Origin of the sequence: Bacteroides sp. BFG-606 (genome assembly GCF_024788145.1) — a bacterium.
Taxonomy (GTDB): Bacteria; Bacteroidota; Bacteroidia; order Bacteroidales; family Bacteroidaceae; genus Bacteroides; species Bacteroides vicugnae.
The window spans coordinates 6,502,683-6,521,831 of record NZ_JANUIL010000001.1 but is presented as its reverse complement, the minus strand read 5'-3'; the positions used below and the strand labels follow the sequence as shown (position 1 = coordinate 6,521,831).

At 41.0% G+C, this 19,149-nt stretch carries 8 protein-coding genes and 1 pseudogene; all 9 read right to left on the bottom strand.

Annotation, left to right across the window (positions count from 1 at the left end; genetic code table 11):
* Position 1 precedes the first annotated feature (1 nt).
* Positions 2-1,306, bottom strand: a pseudogene (locus NXV01_RS25955) (sulfatase); the annotation flags it as partial.
* Positions 1,307-1,312: 6 nt separating this feature from the next.
* On the bottom strand, positions 1,313-3,115 hold the full coding sequence (locus NXV01_RS25355; RefSeq protein ID WP_148365198.1) for a family 43 glycosylhydrolase: 1,803 nt from the start codon (positions 3,113-3,115) through the stop codon (positions 1,313-1,315).
* An 18-nt stretch (positions 3,116-3,133) separates the two neighbouring features.
* Positions 3,134-5,518, bottom strand: coding sequence for a DUF2264 domain-containing protein (locus NXV01_RS25350; protein ID WP_148365390.1), 2,385 nt, complete (start codon positions 5,516-5,518; stop codon positions 3,134-3,136).
* A gap of 43 nt (positions 5,519-5,561) precedes the next feature.
* On the bottom strand, positions 5,562-7,109 hold the full coding sequence (locus NXV01_RS25345) for a hypothetical protein (protein ID WP_148365197.1): 1,548 nt from the start codon (positions 7,107-7,109) through the stop codon (positions 5,562-5,564).
* Positions 7,110-7,130: 21 nt separating this feature from the next.
* Positions 7,131-8,957, bottom strand: a complete 1,827-nt coding sequence (locus NXV01_RS25340; RefSeq protein ID WP_148365196.1) for a BACON domain-containing protein — start codon at positions 8,955-8,957, stop codon at positions 7,131-7,133.
* A gap of 44 nt (positions 8,958-9,001) precedes the next feature.
* Positions 9,002-10,615 carry a RagB/SusD family nutrient uptake outer membrane protein gene (locus tag NXV01_RS25335; RefSeq protein WP_148365195.1) on the bottom strand — a complete coding sequence of 538 codons (1,614 nt, stop codon included), beginning with the start codon at positions 10,613-10,615 and terminating at the stop codon, positions 9,002-9,004.
* A 16-nt stretch (positions 10,616-10,631) separates the two neighbouring features.
* On the bottom strand, positions 10,632-13,691 hold the full coding sequence (locus NXV01_RS25330; RefSeq protein ID WP_148365194.1) for a TonB-dependent receptor: 3,060 nt from the start codon (positions 13,689-13,691) through the stop codon (positions 10,632-10,634).
* Positions 13,692-13,805: 114 nt separating this feature from the next.
* Complete coding sequence (locus NXV01_RS25325; protein ID WP_195649116.1) at positions 13,806-16,826, bottom strand: DNRLRE domain-containing protein; 3,021 nt, start codon at positions 16,824-16,826, stop codon at positions 13,806-13,808.
* Positions 16,827-16,853: 27 nt separating this feature from the next.
* Complete coding sequence (locus NXV01_RS25320; RefSeq protein ID WP_259023379.1) at positions 16,854-19,112, bottom strand: sialate O-acetylesterase; 2,259 nt, start codon at positions 19,110-19,112, stop codon at positions 16,854-16,856.
* Between the last annotated feature and the right edge of the window lie 37 nt (positions 19,113-19,149).

The window sequence follows — 19,149 nt, the reverse complement described above, 5'->3', positions numbered from 1 at the left end:
TCGATTCTCCGATATCCTGTTTTAGATTAAACAATTCGGGAACATCTCCTTTTTTAAACTTACTATTACCAGTTTTAGGCAAATAGACCCAATCACCTTTGCGTATACCGTGAACTTCACCACCTTTTACATAAACATATTCGTCACGTAATCGTAGAGAAGGATTTTTGAGAAAAGATGAAATATTTATACCATCAATCTTTTGTTTGAAGGATTGGCAACCTGCATAGTGCATGATTGTAGGGAAAAGGTCGATGCTGGCAACTATTGCGTCACTAGTTACACCGGTAGGTATACTCCCTTTCCAACGGATGATACAAGGAACTCTGACGCCTCCTTCATAATAAGAGAACTTACCGCCTCGTAACGGCTCAGCGGAACCTCCGTCTTCTTTGAAAGACAACCACGGTCCGTTATCCGATGCGAAAATAACTAAAGTGTTTTCTGCTAATTTCTTTTTGTCCAAGTAATCGAGTAAACGACCTACATTCCAATCAATTTCTTCTACAACATCACCGTAGAGTCCCCGTTTGCTTTTACCTTTAAATTGCTCGGAGGCAAATAACGGCACATGAGGCATTGATGGGGTGATATAGACGAAGAAAGGTTGCTCCGGATTATTTTCTATAAAATCTATGGCATGATCAAAATAACGTCGGGTGGTAGTAGACTGGTCGCAGGGATACTCAATAATTTTATCTCCTTCAAATAGTGGAGAAGCGTTGTTCAACCTTTTTTTTATATCTGCTCTACTGGAAGTCCTCACAAATTCTTGGTCTTCTTTAGCTTTTGACAGATTATAACCTTCCCTGAAAGTAACATTGGAGGCGAACTGCTGGGAGGGACCGATATACATATCATTGCTGTATGGGATGCCATAGTAGTAATCAAATCCTTGATCTGTAGGTAGATGCCCTTTCAAATCGCCTAAATGCCATTTACCGAAGCAACCGGTTGCATAGCCTTGCTCTTTCAACGCTTCGGCCAAAGTGATTTCCTCTGCAGGCATCCCTTCAGATTCGGGGAAAAATACCCCTTTTACTCCATTCCGTGTATTTAATCTGCCGGTCAGAAGTCCTGCACGCGAAGCACTTGATACGGAAGACGATACATAAAAGTCGGTCAACTTTATGCCTTCCTTTGCCATGCGGTCAATAGAGGGAGTCTGTATCAATGGCGAATCATAACAACCAAGGTCCTGGTAACCCTGATCGTCTGTAAAGATAATCACAACATTAGGTTTCTGCCGGGCTTGCAATAGCCCGGCAGAAAAGAGTAGAGGATAAATAAGCAGTCTTTTGTTCATATCTTTTTATTCAGAGATAACGATGCCTTCTGTAATTCCACTGTCATTATAGCTGTCAACGCGGTAATGATACTGTACGCCTTTGGTAAGGATATGGAGCAGTAAACCGGTTGTCTCTTTATCTTTGACCTGGATACATTGATTAAGAAAATCAGGCTGATAACCAAAACGAACAAGATAACCATCAGCATTGGATACTTTATTCCAGCTAAGCGAAGCATATCTTTCATCGTCTTTGTTTCTTTTTACTGACAGTTCTTTAACAATTTCCGGTTTGTCCGAATAGCCAAAACCGAACACACGCAAATCCAATAAGGCAAACTTGCCTTCTTTGGGAGTATGGACATTTTCTATTTTAACAAAAGAAGTTTCTATCGGTTTCGGAAATTCTACATATTCATGTGGTATGGCAACCATGTTCCTTGATTTATCCACTATTAGTTTCCAATCCCTTCCATTGTCGGATACGTACAGTTTATAAGCGTGATAATCCGTTTCTTTGGGAGCATCAGGGTTAATGTCTTGTTCTGCAAAGTTTATCTGAATGGAATTCATACGTACTTTTTTACCTAAGTTTATTACGAAATATTCACCTACTTTGCCACTTGTAGCCGACCACCAGGTGCGAACATTTTCATCCACTGCCTTTTCCGGTTCGAAACCCGGTAATGAAGAAGACGCTGTACTCTTTTTATGATATGATTGGAGCATCCAGCCAAAAGCGGAAATATCTTGAGGATTGAATTTCTTTTGCGGTAGTGATATGGGATAATCCCCTAATACAGTATGGGTTCTCATTCTTCCTTTATCATCAAAAGAAACAGGAAATAAACCAATTCTTCTTTCAAATTCGTCATGATTACCCACCCACATGGAGGTGACTTGCCACCAATTTTCGTATTTGTCTTTAAATACACAACTATGTCCGGCTCCTCCGATAAAACCACCGACTTTTAGAGATACAGGATTATAAGGTTGTTCTACAAAACCACCATTTACACTATCACTCTCCAGAACCACATCACAATACCAATTGCAGATAGTACCTGGAGTGGCATATTGCAGGTAATATTTATTTTTGTTCTTCACAATCCATGCACCTTCAGGACATGGTACTTTGGAAAAATTTCCCTGCCAGGCAGAGGCATCAATTTCATCATACAATTCTCTACGTCCAAAATGATAGCCTGATTTACACTGATTGATGTCTGTTACATATTCTCTCAAGACCTTTTTTGAGCCTTCTATTTCTTTGAATGTGGCAGGATCTACTTCGAAGAAAGTAGTAGATTGAGTTCCACCTAAACCATAATAGAAAAAGAAGCGTCCATTGTCAATAAATAAACAAGGATCGGCCATACGTCTTACTTCACCACATTTTTCCCATTTTCCATTTTCCGGATCGGATGAGCGAATGACATCTACCGTTTTCTTGGTACGGTCTCTGGTGAAATTAATGAAGTATACATAGTTTTCATCGGCTGCCACAGCGGGTGCCACATAATGATCGACATCAAGGGCGGATGTCTCCACTTCCGGATTGAAATATACATTTTTCCATGTAATTAAATCATCGGATACTCGATAGCCGCCAATGTCCATTGTGGTAAATAAATAGTATTTGTTTTTAAATAATACGATAACAGGGTCGGCTGCGGAACGGGCTTTCTTTTCTCTTATTTGAAAGTTTCCCCAACCATAATCCAGATTCATTGGATTACAAAAAGTCGTCTGTTTTTCAACAGCTTTGTTCTCCGAACAGGAAAACAAAGTTAGTGAAGCGAATAAAATAAATAGTATATTTTTCATGAGCATACTTCTTTCATTCTATTTTTTCAAGGCTTTATCCACATTCAAATCAACACCTGCCCAACCTTTTTTACAAGTCCAATCAGCAGAAGGAGAAGACCAAAACTCATCAGAATCCGGTAAACCAAGCGCGATAAATACGGCTGTACACAGATACAGACTACCTGTTGATATATATGTCTCACCGATATGAGGTTGATAACCGGCAAAACCTACTCGTAGCCAGCCTTCAGGGTTAAACGTTCCGGGCGCATTAATCTGACGATTGATTATAGCGGATAGAGCGGACCTTACTTGAGCAGGTTTTACTCTGTCCGGAAGTAATTTTCGATAAGCAACATCAGATAATGCATGAAATGCACCGAATCGATAAGCCAATGAACGGCCCACTATCGGGAATGTACCTTCAGGTGATATCAGTCTTTCTTGTTGTTCGGCATAGCGTGCATATCGTTCGACTTCAAGATCATAGGGTATGGAACTCTCTATACCGTTTTTCTTCATTATTTCCAGCACCTCGACCATCATAGGATGTATGACGAAGCTATTGTAATAATCCAGATGAAAATCAGCACCGTCACCATACCATCCGTCACCTTTATACCATTGTGCAAAACGATCGCAAGCGTACTTTACACGTTCATATTCCCATTCGCCGGTAAACTCTTTCAAGGCGGCCTCTACCATTGCTGCGAAAAACAGCCAATTGGTTTCAGAAGGTTTTATTGCTCTTGATGATTTAAGTTCCTTGATTACCCGTTCTTGAGTTGTCTTATCAAGCTTGTCCCATAATTGCGTGCGTGCTCTTAATAGGCCGTGAGCAAGGAAGGCGGCATCAACTAATGGCTGGCGTCCGTTATTGAAGTTTAGATAATCAGGAGATTGGGGATTTACTCCATTAGAAATAGATTTCAAGGCTAAATTAATATATTCGGCACGTAGTTTGCCTTCTATCGTATTGTCGGGTCCTAGTTCCAACCAAGTTGAGATACCGGTAATTAGCCTTCCTAAAGCTTCCAGGTGTGTGACTTCTTTTCTTTTTTGCATATCAGCGGCGATAGACTCAACAGGCATATTCTTTCGCAGTTCTCCTTTTGCCATATTCGTTAACAGCGGATAGGAAATTCGATGGAGCGAACTTAGCCAAAGAGAACGATCCGAATTTTCCGAGAAGGCTGTTATTGTTTCAACTACCGGACGATTTTCCAGTAGTTTTTTATATCTGATTAATGCCTCTATAAAATAGTAGTCTGCGTATGTCAGAGGAGCATCAATCTCGTATTGTTTTGCCATGAAACCTGTACTATGTTTGATAATGTAATGATTATTATCACCCACTTTCTTTGCGCGATAACCTGGAGAAGCTAACGACTTTATTTGTTGTTCACCTATCGCGAGGAATTGTTTGCTTAGTTCTCCTTCCACATAAGTGCTTAATTCCACATAGGCTGATGCCATGATAGCACCTGCAGAGGCATCACGGTCTTCTTTGGGAATATTGGGAGCATCAAAGTCCCAATAAGGAATCTTATCCTTGGGCAGGCGCGGATGATTCATAATGAACTTACCAATCTTAATAGCATGGTCCAAATATTCTTTTTTACCAGTCTGCCGATACATCATTGTAAAGCCATATAGTCCCCATGCTTGTCCACGTGACCAGGAGGATTGATCGTTTACCCCTTGATGCGTCACTTGATTCAATACTTTTCCCGTAATCGTGTCATAACTTACCACATGGTATGAACTTCCATCAGGGCGGAAATGATTAATCATTGTCCGGTCTGCATGCGACTTGGCCATATTATAGTAGGTGTTGTCTCCCGTTAGGGAAGAGGCTACATTGAGTAGTTCCAAATTCATCATATTATCAATGATAACAGAGAATTGCCATTTTTTGCTGTTCCAAGAACGGGTGCATCCCGTCACCGGATGAAAACGGGTAGACAAAGATTTTGCGGCAGTCTCTATTACTTCCCTGTATGTTTCATTATGAGTGAGGCGATAACCATTACCAAAACTGCAATTGATAATAAAACCAACATCATGGTTACTGGTTGTGTATTTCTGTTTTTCCACTCGTGAGGTCATCTCTTCTGCGGCGGCTCTTACTTGCGGGTCATTACTATACTCGTAACAGTACCAAAGGGAACCCGGATAAAAACCACTTGTCCACCAAGCAGATTCGCAAGTAATCATCTTGCCATCTTTCGCTGTTCTCGGAAGTATGCCTTTCTGATCTTTCATTTCATTGAACATGGACATTGACTGTTTGACCGAAAATTCAAGAGCTTCATCAACGACTTTCTTCATGTCTTTTGTTACTGCTCCTGCTGAATAGGTAAAACCGGTCAGCAGAGTCAGACCTATAATTAAAACTTTCTTTCCGTTATTCATTATCATCATTTTAAAGAATTGATACTTATGTCTTTTATTATGACCTATTCTAGTTGTCAAAGTATTCAATTAAATTATAGACATTGTAATTTACTTCCTGCATAAATTTGCTTAGGTAAGGATACATTTCATAATGATTATCATACACGCCTTTATTAGCCGGTTTCCCGCTGTTATCCGTCCCATCGTCATCCTGATATTTGAACCAGTGCCATCCCACACAGTTCTTTGCTTCAAGCAGCCCCAGTGTAAAATGCTGATAAGCATATGCACGGTCATTCTGGGTCGGAACCGTGAATCCGGCTCCTGATAAGTTATTCAAATCGGAATCCTGACCTTTTGTATAAAATTCGGTAACCAAAAACGGAGTATCTGCCCATTCTCCCCAATTTTTAACATAGGAGTCCAACTCCGGGCTCCAACGGCTATAGTAATTGATGGAAATGATGTCACAGTATTTGCCTGCAGCAGCCACTACATCCTTCATATATTTGGGAGTGCCATGCAGGCGTGTGCCCAGATACATCATGCCCGGGTCGGCTTCCTTAATGGCATCCTTCACTCCTTTATAATAAATCTCGGCTAGCCGGCCTGCAAATTCACTATTCAGGTTATCTGTCACACTTGTTGCCCCTTTTTCATCCATAAATTTCTTTGCCGCTAGATAGGCCACATTTGTTTTATCCGTAAGTGCCAGAAAACGGTCTAAAATTTTGGAGTTCTGTGATGAGAAGTTGATTTCATTGTCCGAGAAGAAGCCTAATACGTTGGCATCATTCAAATAAGGTGCCAAAGAGGTGTTTATATATGTTTTACAGAAATCTGCCCAGTCATCATAAAGTACCAGCCCCAATTCATTGTCCGATGTATTACCTGGATAGGCATGGCCATTTTGTGTTCTGAATTGTCCCAAAAATCCGAATGAAGGAGTCAACGTTAACGGAGAATTGGGAATGGCAGAGTTGTGAGTCTGAATCTTTCCGTATGTATCCGTACAAAAGGCTCCCGTACCATGGAAACCAATACTAGCCAATTCTGCTTGTGATGTTGCTATCCATTTGGCGTCAGTGCCAAAGCGCTTGTTCCATGCTTCCTTATTGCGTGCCGAAGAACCGTAACGCATGGAAGTGACGCTCCTCTCATAATGCGGATAGCCTTCAGGATCGATAATCCACCAACGGCCGTTTATTTTTTTTACGTAAAAACGCCCTGTGGCTTGTTGTTTGGCTCCTGAAGTGAAACTACCATACTTATTTGTTATGGCCTTGTAGTCACTTTCCGACTTGATAGCAGGTTTGTACTCTCCCATGTAAGCGACAATACGGGTATTACTCTCCGTCCATTTGGTCACTGGTGGAAACTCATTGGAATACTTAACTTTTATCGGACGATAAGGCTTACCTAAAAGTGAGGGGCTATAAGGCTGCATTTCTCCGGGAGTCGGTAGCCCTTCGATGATGTCATTATTACCTGTATCGTCATTAATGACAACATCCGGTGGCATAAAATTAGGATCTTTCACTACATAATCCGTACACGAAGCGAGTGCGATATTGCATATCAACAATGCTATGATATAGAATGAATTAACTTTCATGATTGTCTTCTTTAAAGGGTTTTATTTGGAAATTTTTCGGATACAACGTACATACCGTGCAGGCGATTTGGCATATTTGGCACCAGTTAAACCGGGGTTCCACTGTCCGAAACGCACATAGAATACTTTCGAAGCATCATCCGCTTCCGTACTGGTGAAATAGCTGTCACCAGCGGTATTGTCAGCTTTTTCGTTCATAACATCCCCTCCATTATCAGTGAGAATTTTATCCCAAGCTGCGCGAGCATCTTTTTCTTCCTGCTTAATAGCATCAGGTTTTACCCCGATACTTTGGGAAGGTCCGCCGTTGTATGCAGTAAAGACCGCTTCCATTTCATTTCTAGCAGGTAAATACCAGCCATCTTTACAATATTCCAGAATCGGAATATTAGCAGCTATGGCACTCTCTCTCATCTTTTGAGTATTAGCTTCACCATCTTCCTGATCTGTTAAACCTAATGCATCTATAAATCCTTCGTTAGCCCAATTTATGGCAGTGGCACTACGCTTTAAAGACAGAATTTTAGCATTGTTGCCCTCTACCCAAAATACGATACCGCCTTCAGCCAGTTCTGTATCACCATCCATCTTTACAAAATCTCCTATCTGGAAAGCAGGAGCTTCCGTCTGTCCTTTCTGTTGTCTTATGGTTATTGTCACTGTGGCTTGAGCATCACCGCTGCCAGCTGTTATCGTTACAATGGCTGTACGAACTTCGTCACCGTCATTCTTAGATAAAGCAGTAAATTTGATTTTATCTTCATTCTGTACAGCAGAAAGCCACGTATTACTGTTACCTTCAATGACATATGCAAATGACAGTTTATTTGTGCTAACTGTGACATCTGCTGTAGCCCCTTCTTCACTTGTCAGTTCTACCTGCGTTGGTGAAACAGATAAGGTAGCGGGCTCCTCGGGGAATTTATAGTCACCGATTGCTTTCATGGCACGTACAAAACGGCTCGTACCTGTCTTGGCACCAAAATCCATTCCATATTTCCCGAAACGTACATAGCGTGCTTTCTGGCCGTCTTCATTTTCCGTGCTCGACCAGTAACTTTCTCCGTTACCATTTTCAGCAGCTGCATTTATTACTGCCCCTCCGAGATCGGTTAATTTTTTATCAAATGTAGAACGGGAAGCTTTTTCTGCATCACTGATTTGATCTGGTGTAGCATTGGTAAATCCGTTATCGCGTGCTATGCCATTATAGATATCAAATAAATTCCCTAATTCTTCAGAGGCAGGCAGATACCATCCCTCTCCTAAATTTGTACATAGAGCAGCTGCGTCATTGGTACCGGCATCAGTATACAGAGCTGTATTTTCCATACCATTTACCATCGAGAAAGCATTGTGTAATTTAATGGATGCTTCAAACGGATTACCACCCCAACGCTCTAGTGAAATAGCCTTACCTACTTCTTGATTATCCGGATCAACCCAGAATATCATTCCGAGTCCGTCTTCTGTTAATTGTCCGACTTTTAATGTCTTTACTTCTGACTCGTCCTTCGCCAACTGCTTCACTGTCACTTCCATTGAAAAATCTCCGGCATTTAACTTGACGATGGCAGAGCGCACCTCACCGGTTTCATTAGTAGTAAGGGTTGTATAGATAATCCGTTGCTTGTTAGCATCTACCGAAAGCCAACTGGCATTATAATCTGCAGTAATTTCGTTCGCTGTAGTGGATATTACCACTGTTTTTGAGGAACCTTCGTTTTTATAGAGTTCAATCTCTGTTTCACTATGATTAAATTCCGGCATAATTCTTACTTCACCATACTCTTTACAGGAAGTCAATATCATACTCAGAATCAATGATATCAATGTTAGTCTTTTCATACTATGATTCTTTTACAGATTTATAAATTAAAATCAGTCTCTTTTTATTTCCATGGATCACTTTGCGGAAAGACATTTGTTCCCATCAAGTCAATCTGCGTTTGTGGAATAGGCCATGTTTCATGTTTGCCTATTACGAAGTTCTGGCGGCATTCGGCATAGTCTTTATCCAGATAGGGGTCTTCCAGTACAAGGTCGCCTCCATGTTGACGAACACGTTCGCCCAAGATGCCAAGGCGTTTCAATAGCGACCAGCGCACTCCTTCGAAGTGTAGTTCGCGGGCATATTCATCCAAGAGCATATTGAGGGTTAAAGGACCATTTTCATGAGTGTTACCTGCCCTTTCCCAAGTTTTGTTGTAGTATTCTATAGCTTTAGGACTGTCTCCACCATCACGGTGGAAATAAGCTTCACTACACATTAAGTAAGTTTCAGCCAAGCGATAAACAATCAGATCTTTGAAACTGCTGGTACGGTCAGGTTGCGTAGCATTGGTCCATTGGTCAAAGTGTTTTTTTGACATCGGGTGTAATCTTTCCATATAGCCGGCTGCTTTACCATATAAGTCTTTAGGGATTTCCTGCCCATAATTAGCCTTACTTTGGTCATTGTAGTAAAAAGTGTGGATGAAAAGATCCTTATAACGATTGTCTTTTTCTTGATCATATAGGCTGAATAAATAGGTGTTTGGATAAACACGTCCCCATCCATATCCCCCTTGGGCAGCTTCAAATGTACAATCGGGATTAGCTTGGGAGCGGGTCGTTGTAATGATGGCAGCACGATGTCCCATTAATGGAGTACCGGTTCCGCCTCCACCCATATTTTCAGAGAATTGATAAGACCATAAAACTTCGGCGGAACGCATGTCTGCACTGTTGAATACGTCCCCTGTTTTGGCCATCATAGAGTACATTGTTCCATCTCTAAATATATCCTCGCATTCTTCAATCGCCTTATCATAATCCTTCTCCCACATGGCAACCTGTGCTCTCACGTGCTTGGCAGTCGCTTTGGTAACACGGCCATAGTCATTATTGGGTATTCCCCAATCGAGTGCATTGATAGCATCATCCAAATCGTTTTTGACTTGAGTGAATATCTGTTCTGAAGTAACAGGGTGGAAATCACGTTCCAGATTATTTACTGTAGTAGGAATCGTATTCAGATAAAGACGTTCAAAACGTTTCCATAGTTCAAAATATGCACGTCCACGGAAAAATTTAGCTTCACCCCATGCGCGGGTAGTTACAGGATCGTCAAATCCCAGTTGCTCCGCTCCGGTAATAATCTCATTAGCTTTACCGATAATGAAATAATAGTGTTGCCAGAATGATTCCACATCACTATTATTGGGCATGAAATTCTGTAGTTTCGCAATGGCAGTACTTGTTCCTGCACGGAAAGCCATAATATCAGTGCTGTAATCACACATCGTCACAATATAGAGGTTGCTACCACCACTTCCGTCTCCTTTTGCGAGTTCTCTGTCCAAACTGTATAATCCTATCGCTGCACGATACAATCCGTCAGGGGAAGTGGTCAGATAATCTGTAGTAATATCCGTTTTTGATTTGAGGTTCAGAAAATCTTCACAAGAAGATAAGAACGCAATGGAAGATATTGCCAGAGCTGTTATATATAATTTATTTTTCATATTCTGTGGGATTTTATTAGAATGAAACATTAATTCCAAATACATACTGTTTTGATTCAGGATATGCACCCGGTGTCAACTCCGGACTATAAGACAAAAAGTCTGTAAATGTCAGAAGATTGGTTGCTGTAGCGTATACTCTAAGTTTTTGAAGTTGAAGTTTCTTTATCCAAGTTACGGGGAAGGTGTAACCCAGTTGCAAAGTGCGCAAGCGAATGTAAGAAGCGTCTTGAATCGCTAAAGAACCATGATAAGTCACATTTGTGTTATGACTAGGTCGCGGGAATTCATTAGAGGGGTTGAATGGAGTCCAATAATTTACCTTCACGCCATTTAGTTTCCCTTGTAAAGAACCGCCACTATTGGATTCGGAGAGATATCCATTTCTAATTTTACGACCGGATACACCATACCAATCCATATATAAATCAAAACCTTTCCATTTGAGAGTTGTATTTAGGGAAAGTGTGAAATCTGGATCTCTTGAGATAGGTGTACGGTCATCGGCATTTATTTTTCCATCGCCATTTACATCCTTTATTTTAACAGATCCCGGAGCGACATTATCCTCGCGTGTCAATGCTTTATCAGCTATACCATCGCCGTCAGTATCAATTGTCGGTTTCAATGTGTATTCCAATTTGCCGTAAGCATTTCTTTTTATATCGAAATCTTCATACTGGTAGATGCCATCCGGTAAATAGTCATAATAAACATTTATGGGTTTACCTACAAACCAGCTATTACCCGGTTGACTCAATGGCTTGCCGTTTTCATCGACTTGATTGTCAATTTTTACGATCTCATTAGCATACTGGCTGAAATTGGCTCCCAGACTCCATGTAAAATTCCTTGTACGGAAGACGTCGCCGTTGATACTGATATCAATGCCGTGTGATTTAGTTTCTCCCAAATTATCAAGCATTTGTTCATAGCCTAAAACTGAGTTTAATTCGCGCTTGACGATCAGATCTGTTGTTCTAGTATTATAGTACTCGATCGTACCTGACAAACGATTGTTGAAGAAACCAAAGTCAACACCAACATTGGCTGTACGTGATTGCTCCCACTTTAAATTGGGGTTTGAGAGTTCTTTTCCGGGGAGATACCCCATATAGGAGTTGTCACCAAACTCATAACGTTCCTGATCTGTCAAGCCAAGCGTTGTATAGTTACCAATTCCATTCTGGTTACCTACAATGCCATAACTCAAACGGAGTTTTAAATTATCAATCCAGGACACATTGCGCAGGAAACTTTCTTCGTTTGCACGCCATGCCAGAGCCACAGAAGGGAATGTACCCCATTTGTTGTTTTTTCCGAATCGGCTTGAACCATCCCGTCTGATAGCCACATTCATAATATATCTATCCATAAATATATAAGAAGCGCGGCCCATGAATGATACCAGATTATTTTCAGAGAATGTTCTAGTAGGTGTGCCGGAGAATTGGCCATTGGATATAAAATCCCAGTCCATATCTACAGGTAAGTCACTGGTCGAATATCCTAGTCCTTTAGTTTGAGAGTGGTCTACTGACTGTACGGCAGTAAGGGTCAGTTTATGTTGCTGTTTTTTGATTGGAACTTCATAAGTGAAGATGTTTTCTATCAGATAATTTCTCTGTTCATTATTTGTCAATTTGGCGGTAGCTCCTCCACCGGGATAATTGACACCTTTCACTTCTCCATCTTCTTGTTGTCTGTTATAGAAAGAAGTATTTAAACGATAATTAAACCCTTTGAAAGGTTTTAATTCCAGAAAAATATTGACGCGGTAACTGTTGTTCGTTATTTCGCGTGCATAATTTTGTGCTCTATAAAGCGGATTAACATCGTTGGCAGTGTCGATATATTTAGTATAACTACCATCCGCATTGTATACTTTAGCTAACGGAGTGCGGGTAATGAACTCCGTAAAATTTCCATCTTCACGTTCACTTTTGGATAATGCGTAGGAAGTATTCACACCAAAACTTGCCCATTTGTTTACTTTGTAGTCCACGTTCAGACGGAAAGCTGCTTTTTTATATCCCGAACCGGTAGTCACCATACCGTCTTGATCAAAGTAATTGAGACCTGCTGATACACGGAGTTTGTCAGTTCCGCCACGTACAGTTAAATCATGGTTTTGGTAAAGAGCATTCTTTAACATTAGATCTTCCCAGTTGACAAACTGACCGTTTGCCCAGACTTCACTCATAATTTCGTCACTCAAAGCTTCTGCAACAGAGATTTCGCGGGCGTCAATAATGCCTTTGTCGTTTGCCATTGCTTCACGTCGCAGCATCATATACTCTTGTGGAGAGTAAAAATCGAAGTTACGCCACAAGGACTGAATACCTACATAGCCGTTATAACTCACTTCCATTTTACCTTGCATACCACGTTTGGTAGTTACAAGAATTACACCGTCACTGGCACGTGCGCCATAAATGGCTTGAGAAGCTGCATCTTTCAGGATTTCGATAGACTCAATGCTTTCTGCGCTTAAAGTACTGAATTCCTCACTGCTTGATACAGAACCGTCAATAACGTACAACGGAGTATTTTGCGCACTGATAGAACGGTTTCCACGGATGGTAATGGTAGGAGCGGCCCCTGGTCTGCCGGATGAGCTTGTTACATTAACTCCCGCTACACGTCCACGGAGCATGTCACCCACATTTCCTGCCGGAAAACTTTTCATTTCATCAGTTTTGACGGAAGCAACGGAAGTAGCGATATCGCTTTTCTTTTGATAACCATAGCCTACTACCACAATTTCTTCCAGCAATTTGGAATCTTCGGACATGGTTACATCAATAACTTTCCGATTCCCGACTTTATGCTCCTGATCTGCATAACCTATATAAGAGAATACGAGTGTAGTATTAGAAGATACCTCGATGGAATATTTACCATTCATATCGGTAATCACACCGGTTGTACCTCCTTTCACATGAACGTTCACTCCAATCAATGGGCCTTGTGTATCAGACACAATACCTGTCACTCGTACATTTTGCGCATGTATGCCTACCATAATCATTAGAAATATAGCCAGCAAGATTGTTTTTAATTGATTGTTTTTCATTTATACATAAGATTTAATTATTGAATATGCTGAACAAAAATCATCAAAAAAAGAAATATAACATAAAAGGATTGTACGAAAAGAAAGCAATATTATACGAATGCTTATTTCATGTCACCAAATAGATAATACAGGCTTATTATTAGATTCCTTCGTATCAAAATAGCAGCTTCTTTCATTGTCCGAGTCATCGCCCAATTGTCTGAGTTCCCTTATCAACGCAAAAGTGATCTCTTTCTGCTTGCACTTACGGACCAATCCGGTAACATCGAGCTGATGATATGAAGCATTTTTATCGACTACGATTTCTCCCGCTACATGTGCGGTGTTTCCTACCTGGGTTATGCGCATTTGTTCCCTATCTAAATTAGGAGCATTATTCCAATTTAAGGACATTTCATTCCAATCGCAGTTGTCTAAGGCGTAGACATGGAAACGATATGAATGCTTGTCCGACGAATTACCATAAATCTGCAGTAGTGCCGCATTTATATTATCTACTTTGGACAAGTCGAATTTGATGTAGCTGACCTGATTGTGATTAATCTGTGAAGCGTTCATTTCTACACTCATCTTTTTTATTTTGCCAAAGTTCTTTTCGCTATTACTGCCACTCTTTATAGTAGCGTCTGCTGTAGCAATCAAAGTGCAAGGCGTACTTTGGCAAGCAGGGATGGTAAGAAGCATCACACTTTGAGCCGGTAGTTCGAACGATAGTTGTCCGTTTTCAGAAATTTCTTTTGACCACACCACTTCGCCATAAGCATCCGCACTTACTTCTTCGGCAAATACCTTTGTACCGGTGGGGAGGTTTAATGATTTTAAATTCAAAGTCAGCGTGTTTGGCGAGAGTTTACGTTGTACAAGCCATATATAATATCGCATTTCTTCCGGGTTGTAAGAGGTTAATGCATCTACCTCATTATCGGGGACTGATTTCACCGTTTCCAATAGCGGCCGTTCGTCCTTAAAACCTTTTGCAAAAAGCCGGACTACCTGTCCCGTCCGCTGAATGCCACTGATGTCATAAGATTCCGGGATGTTTTTTACTGATTCTTCATCAAACAATTTTATCTCCCTCACCTTGATACTGCCCTTATCGGTAGCAATAAAACGAATTCTCGAACTTGTCACAGGAGTCTTAAATAGAAAGAATGATTGTGTGTAGCGGGCATTCTCTTCAATCGTTTCTTCAATGTCTTTCCAACCGGTACCCTCCCAATATTGCAACCGGAAATTCTTCACGCGGTCCGGACCTGTGTAGACTCCGTATTCCGAGCCTGTATAAATCACAGCTGCACCCAAAGAATAACTCTTTCCCAAATCTATTTCGAGGCATTTCTTTTCGTCTGTATTCACAGATGTCCACATGGAGACATCGGTCTTGTTGCCGTCGGTGATCACTTTCACTTGTGCAGGATGTGAAGAAGTCAAATCAATGACTTTCTTCCCCAATGCTACGTTATTGTAAGCATCTTCCACGATTCTCTTGCCTTGCCAGATAAAATGATGTCCCGATTTAATGCCACGCGGATAGGTGTTGCTGGTTGTGTTGGCAAATTTGAAGGCCCACATACCATACCCCTGGTTAAGGGTATTGTTTGTATATTCACCTGCCCATTCGGTAAATAGGGAAGGGGAGTCCATCGTCTCGTATTTGTCAATAAGATAGGCATTCATCCAACGCCCGGTTTCAGTATACACTATCGGAAGAGAGCGGTTTAAAGGATGATTATCTACTATGATCTTCCGTATGTCCGAAACCTTGGATACATATCCTGCTGCCGGAAGATTATAAGAGTGTGTCGAGAATATGTCCAGCAAGTCTCTGTCGGAAGGTAATCCCCGATAATCAATACGCAGGCTTTTCACAACCTCCGCCCACCAGTTAGCGTTGGAGCCTGCCGTAACAGGACTTACAAAACGTGATTTCAGATGTTTTCCATAGAGTTTGTTTACATCCTGTATAGCACAATATATAGCATCTGACACAACTTTCATGGCATCTACATATTGTGTGATTTTCATCGGACCGGAATGTCGGTGATTAGGTTCGTTCTGCATGGCGAACATTGTCACGTCACCCGTTTTGGCTGCATAAAATGCCAGGGCATAAAAACGTTGCCATTGTTTCCATTTATTGCTCCATGTATTGTCAAAGTCTGTTGAATTCATCTGTAGGACTACATCTATGTTCAAACGTTTCAATTCTAGTAAAGCATATTCAAATACCATTGAATTGGTTGAGAATTGTTGTTTGCGACATCTTTCCAAAATTGGTTTCCATTTGATGAAGTTATTTTTTTCGGGATTGCTTCGTAATTCATGTTTGTACGATTCAAACTCTTCTAGTGTATTCAGGTTCTTTTGATAATTCACAGCTTCTTCGGGTACATAATCATTCATAGATGTCCATACGCGTAAACTGTTTACATTGGAATATTCAAGCCAACCTGATATGTTGCTGCCGGGCATATAATATCCTTGATTGTAAGCCACGTATTTCATGGTATTTCCTACTACATTTTTATTGACTGTTACAAGCATGTCCTTAGGAAATTCTTTATGAACTCTGTCTGGCAGTTCATTCTGAATAACAGGAGCAATCATATTTTTCTTTTCTTTGCCATATACTTCAAACTCATTGATGGTAACAGGTTCCCCATCAGTAGAGATTAGTCGAAGCTGGAAAGTAGTAAGTTGTGGAGTAAATGTGAATTCTATTTTGTCCAGCCTGTTTTCTGTACATTCCGTATTGGGTAAGTCTGTCCAGTTTGCGTCGTCCCAATATTGAATCTTGAAATTCTTCATTGCCCAGAAGCCGGGAGCTTTTCCCTTCTCCTGTTCTGTCTTTTCCGATTCAGGGATTCCTGTGTGGATAACTACCCTGTCAATATCATAATATCTCTGCAAATTGACATCAAGAATATGCGGAGCACGGGCATTTGGGTCACTTATCCAGGAAGATTTACGTGAAATGACTCCGTCAGTCACATTTGATGCTGGAAACTCTTTTTGTTGTGAGGATGCTATTACCGGTTTATGTAATGCTACATTCACATTGTCAGCTGATATACTTGTAAAAGGTATAGTCATGGCTCCATAAACTAAAACCAAACATTTTCTAAGGTACATAAATCTTTTGTATTTTATGGTATGTATTTATTTTCCGGAGTAACAAGCATTATAGGTAGCTTCTGCATATCTGCGTCCCAGAATGATCTGGCTGTCTGCGCTGAAATGAGGGTCACTTTCATTAATCAGAGGAACTAATTCTTTGGATGACACGCAATAAGAATAAGGAATGTGTTTTGGAACCGTGCGTAACATTTCATTGAATGTTTCCGATGTTCCATTCTTTCTCCATTCTGCCAGTTCGCCTACAATAAATGGGAGTTTTTCATTATTTAGGTCTTTCCGTAAATTGGCTATCAGTTCTTGTAGTTTCGGCATATATGTTGCCGGGTCATTACTGTCGCTTTCTCCTTGATGCCAGATGATGGCTTTTAGTGTACCGAACTTCATCGCTTGACGTATACGTGACAGGGTTTCATCATAATAATTATCTTTTGCTCCCTTCATCCATGAGTTGATTGAACTGCCTCCACGGGCATTGACTACCAGTCCTAGTGGACGTCCGGTTCTTTCTGTGATTGATTTTGCAAATGAATAGGCAGGTCCTACTCCTTGTAAACCCAATCGTTTGCGGATCGTAGAATATTTATTCAGAGGATTGCGTGCCGGTTCCATACTGCCGGTGGGAGTAAGCAGATATGTGTTTTTAATATAACCTTTATAGTTATCTGTGATATATCCTCTTCCGGCCATATTGGACTGACCGATAAAAAGAAACAAATCAAGGTCAGGAATTTTTGGTTCAGGATTAATATGGACACCTTCTGTCATCAACTGATATTTGTCTGTACGGAAAGGAACTGCCGGAAAACCCTCTTCATTAAATAAGTTCATATCGGTACTATTCACCCAGAGGTAACGGACATCTACGGGATTTGTCACCAGATTATTTTTCACTTTTACTTGATTTTTGCCTACGATTATTGCTTCAGCGGGATAAAACTTGCCGTCTTTACCCGCAACAGTGAAGCCTGAAAGTGTTGCTGCTTTGTCTTTGCTAACGAGTCCTGTACCGGTATTGGCAAAATCAAGTAGCAAAGAGCCATCGGCAGTTTTCGTCATCTTTTTGAACTCCGGTCCTTGGCAAACCACTTTTTTACCGTAAACTTTTCCTAGTGCTAATTGAGACAACCGCCAGCCTACCGTGTCTTTCACTATGGGATGAATATCTTTCGGATTACCCTGATCGAAAGCGACAACCATTGCTGTATTTTTTACATGGAGTGAGGTGAGGTATTGCGCTTCACGTAGTTCATACCAATAGCGTGTTTTCGTTTCGAATCTGGGTAACTGAATAAAGAGAAAAGGAATATCTCCCTGTCCCCAAGCAGTTCTCCATTCCTTTATCATGGCAGGGAACAGTTTGCGGTACTGCGCTCCGCGGGCTGTGTTCGACTCTCCCTGATAAAAGAGGAAACCTTTCAATGTGTAAGGGATAACAGTGTTTAGCATTGTCTCGGACAACCCTATCGGCCTATGGAAATTCTTTCTTCCCATAGGTTCTACCGGTTTGTCTATATATTTCTTTTGTTCTTCGCTCAGCTGGTGATATTCTGTCAGGCTTGAAACATAACGGTTGTATAATTTCTCGTACCCGTCCGGTCCGTAAGAATTCACCATACTGTCATAATGCTGTACTATCGGCTGGAAGTCTTTGTCCGACATCAGCAGTGTCCTGCTTGTCCAGGCCTCCACCGTGGTTCCTCCTACCGGAGTCTGAATGATACCGATAGGAACATTCAACTCTTTATGTATGTTTCTGGAAAAATAATAAGCGATAGCAGAAAACTCCGGTGCTGTCTGCGGTGAACATACCCTCCATGATGCTTTGGACACTTCCTGTTCCGGGTAGAATTTTCTCGGTACTTTATAATAACGTATTTGTGGATAGTCTGCCAAACTAATTTCCGTTTGAGCATCTTTTACCCTGCGTAAAGCGAATTCCATGTTCGACTGACCACCCGCCAACCATACGTCACCTATTAAAACATCTTGAAAACTAACCTTATTATTACCGTTTATAACTTCTAATTTATAGGGTCCTCCGGCTTCTCCGGTCTTCAATGTCACTTGCCATTTTCCCTGAATGGCTTTTACTTTCTGAAGCTGCCCTGCAAACCGGACCTCAACCAGTGAGCCGTTTTGAGCTTCTCCCCATATCTTTATTATGGCATTTCGCTGCAACACCATATGGTCCGTAAAGACATCTGCTACCGTAAATCCGTCTGTTGCAAAAGTCAGTATTGCTATCAGAGATAAATACAAAGAGAATAATATGCGTTTCATAGTTTGCCTGATTAAAATTCATTGGCAAATATCCTGC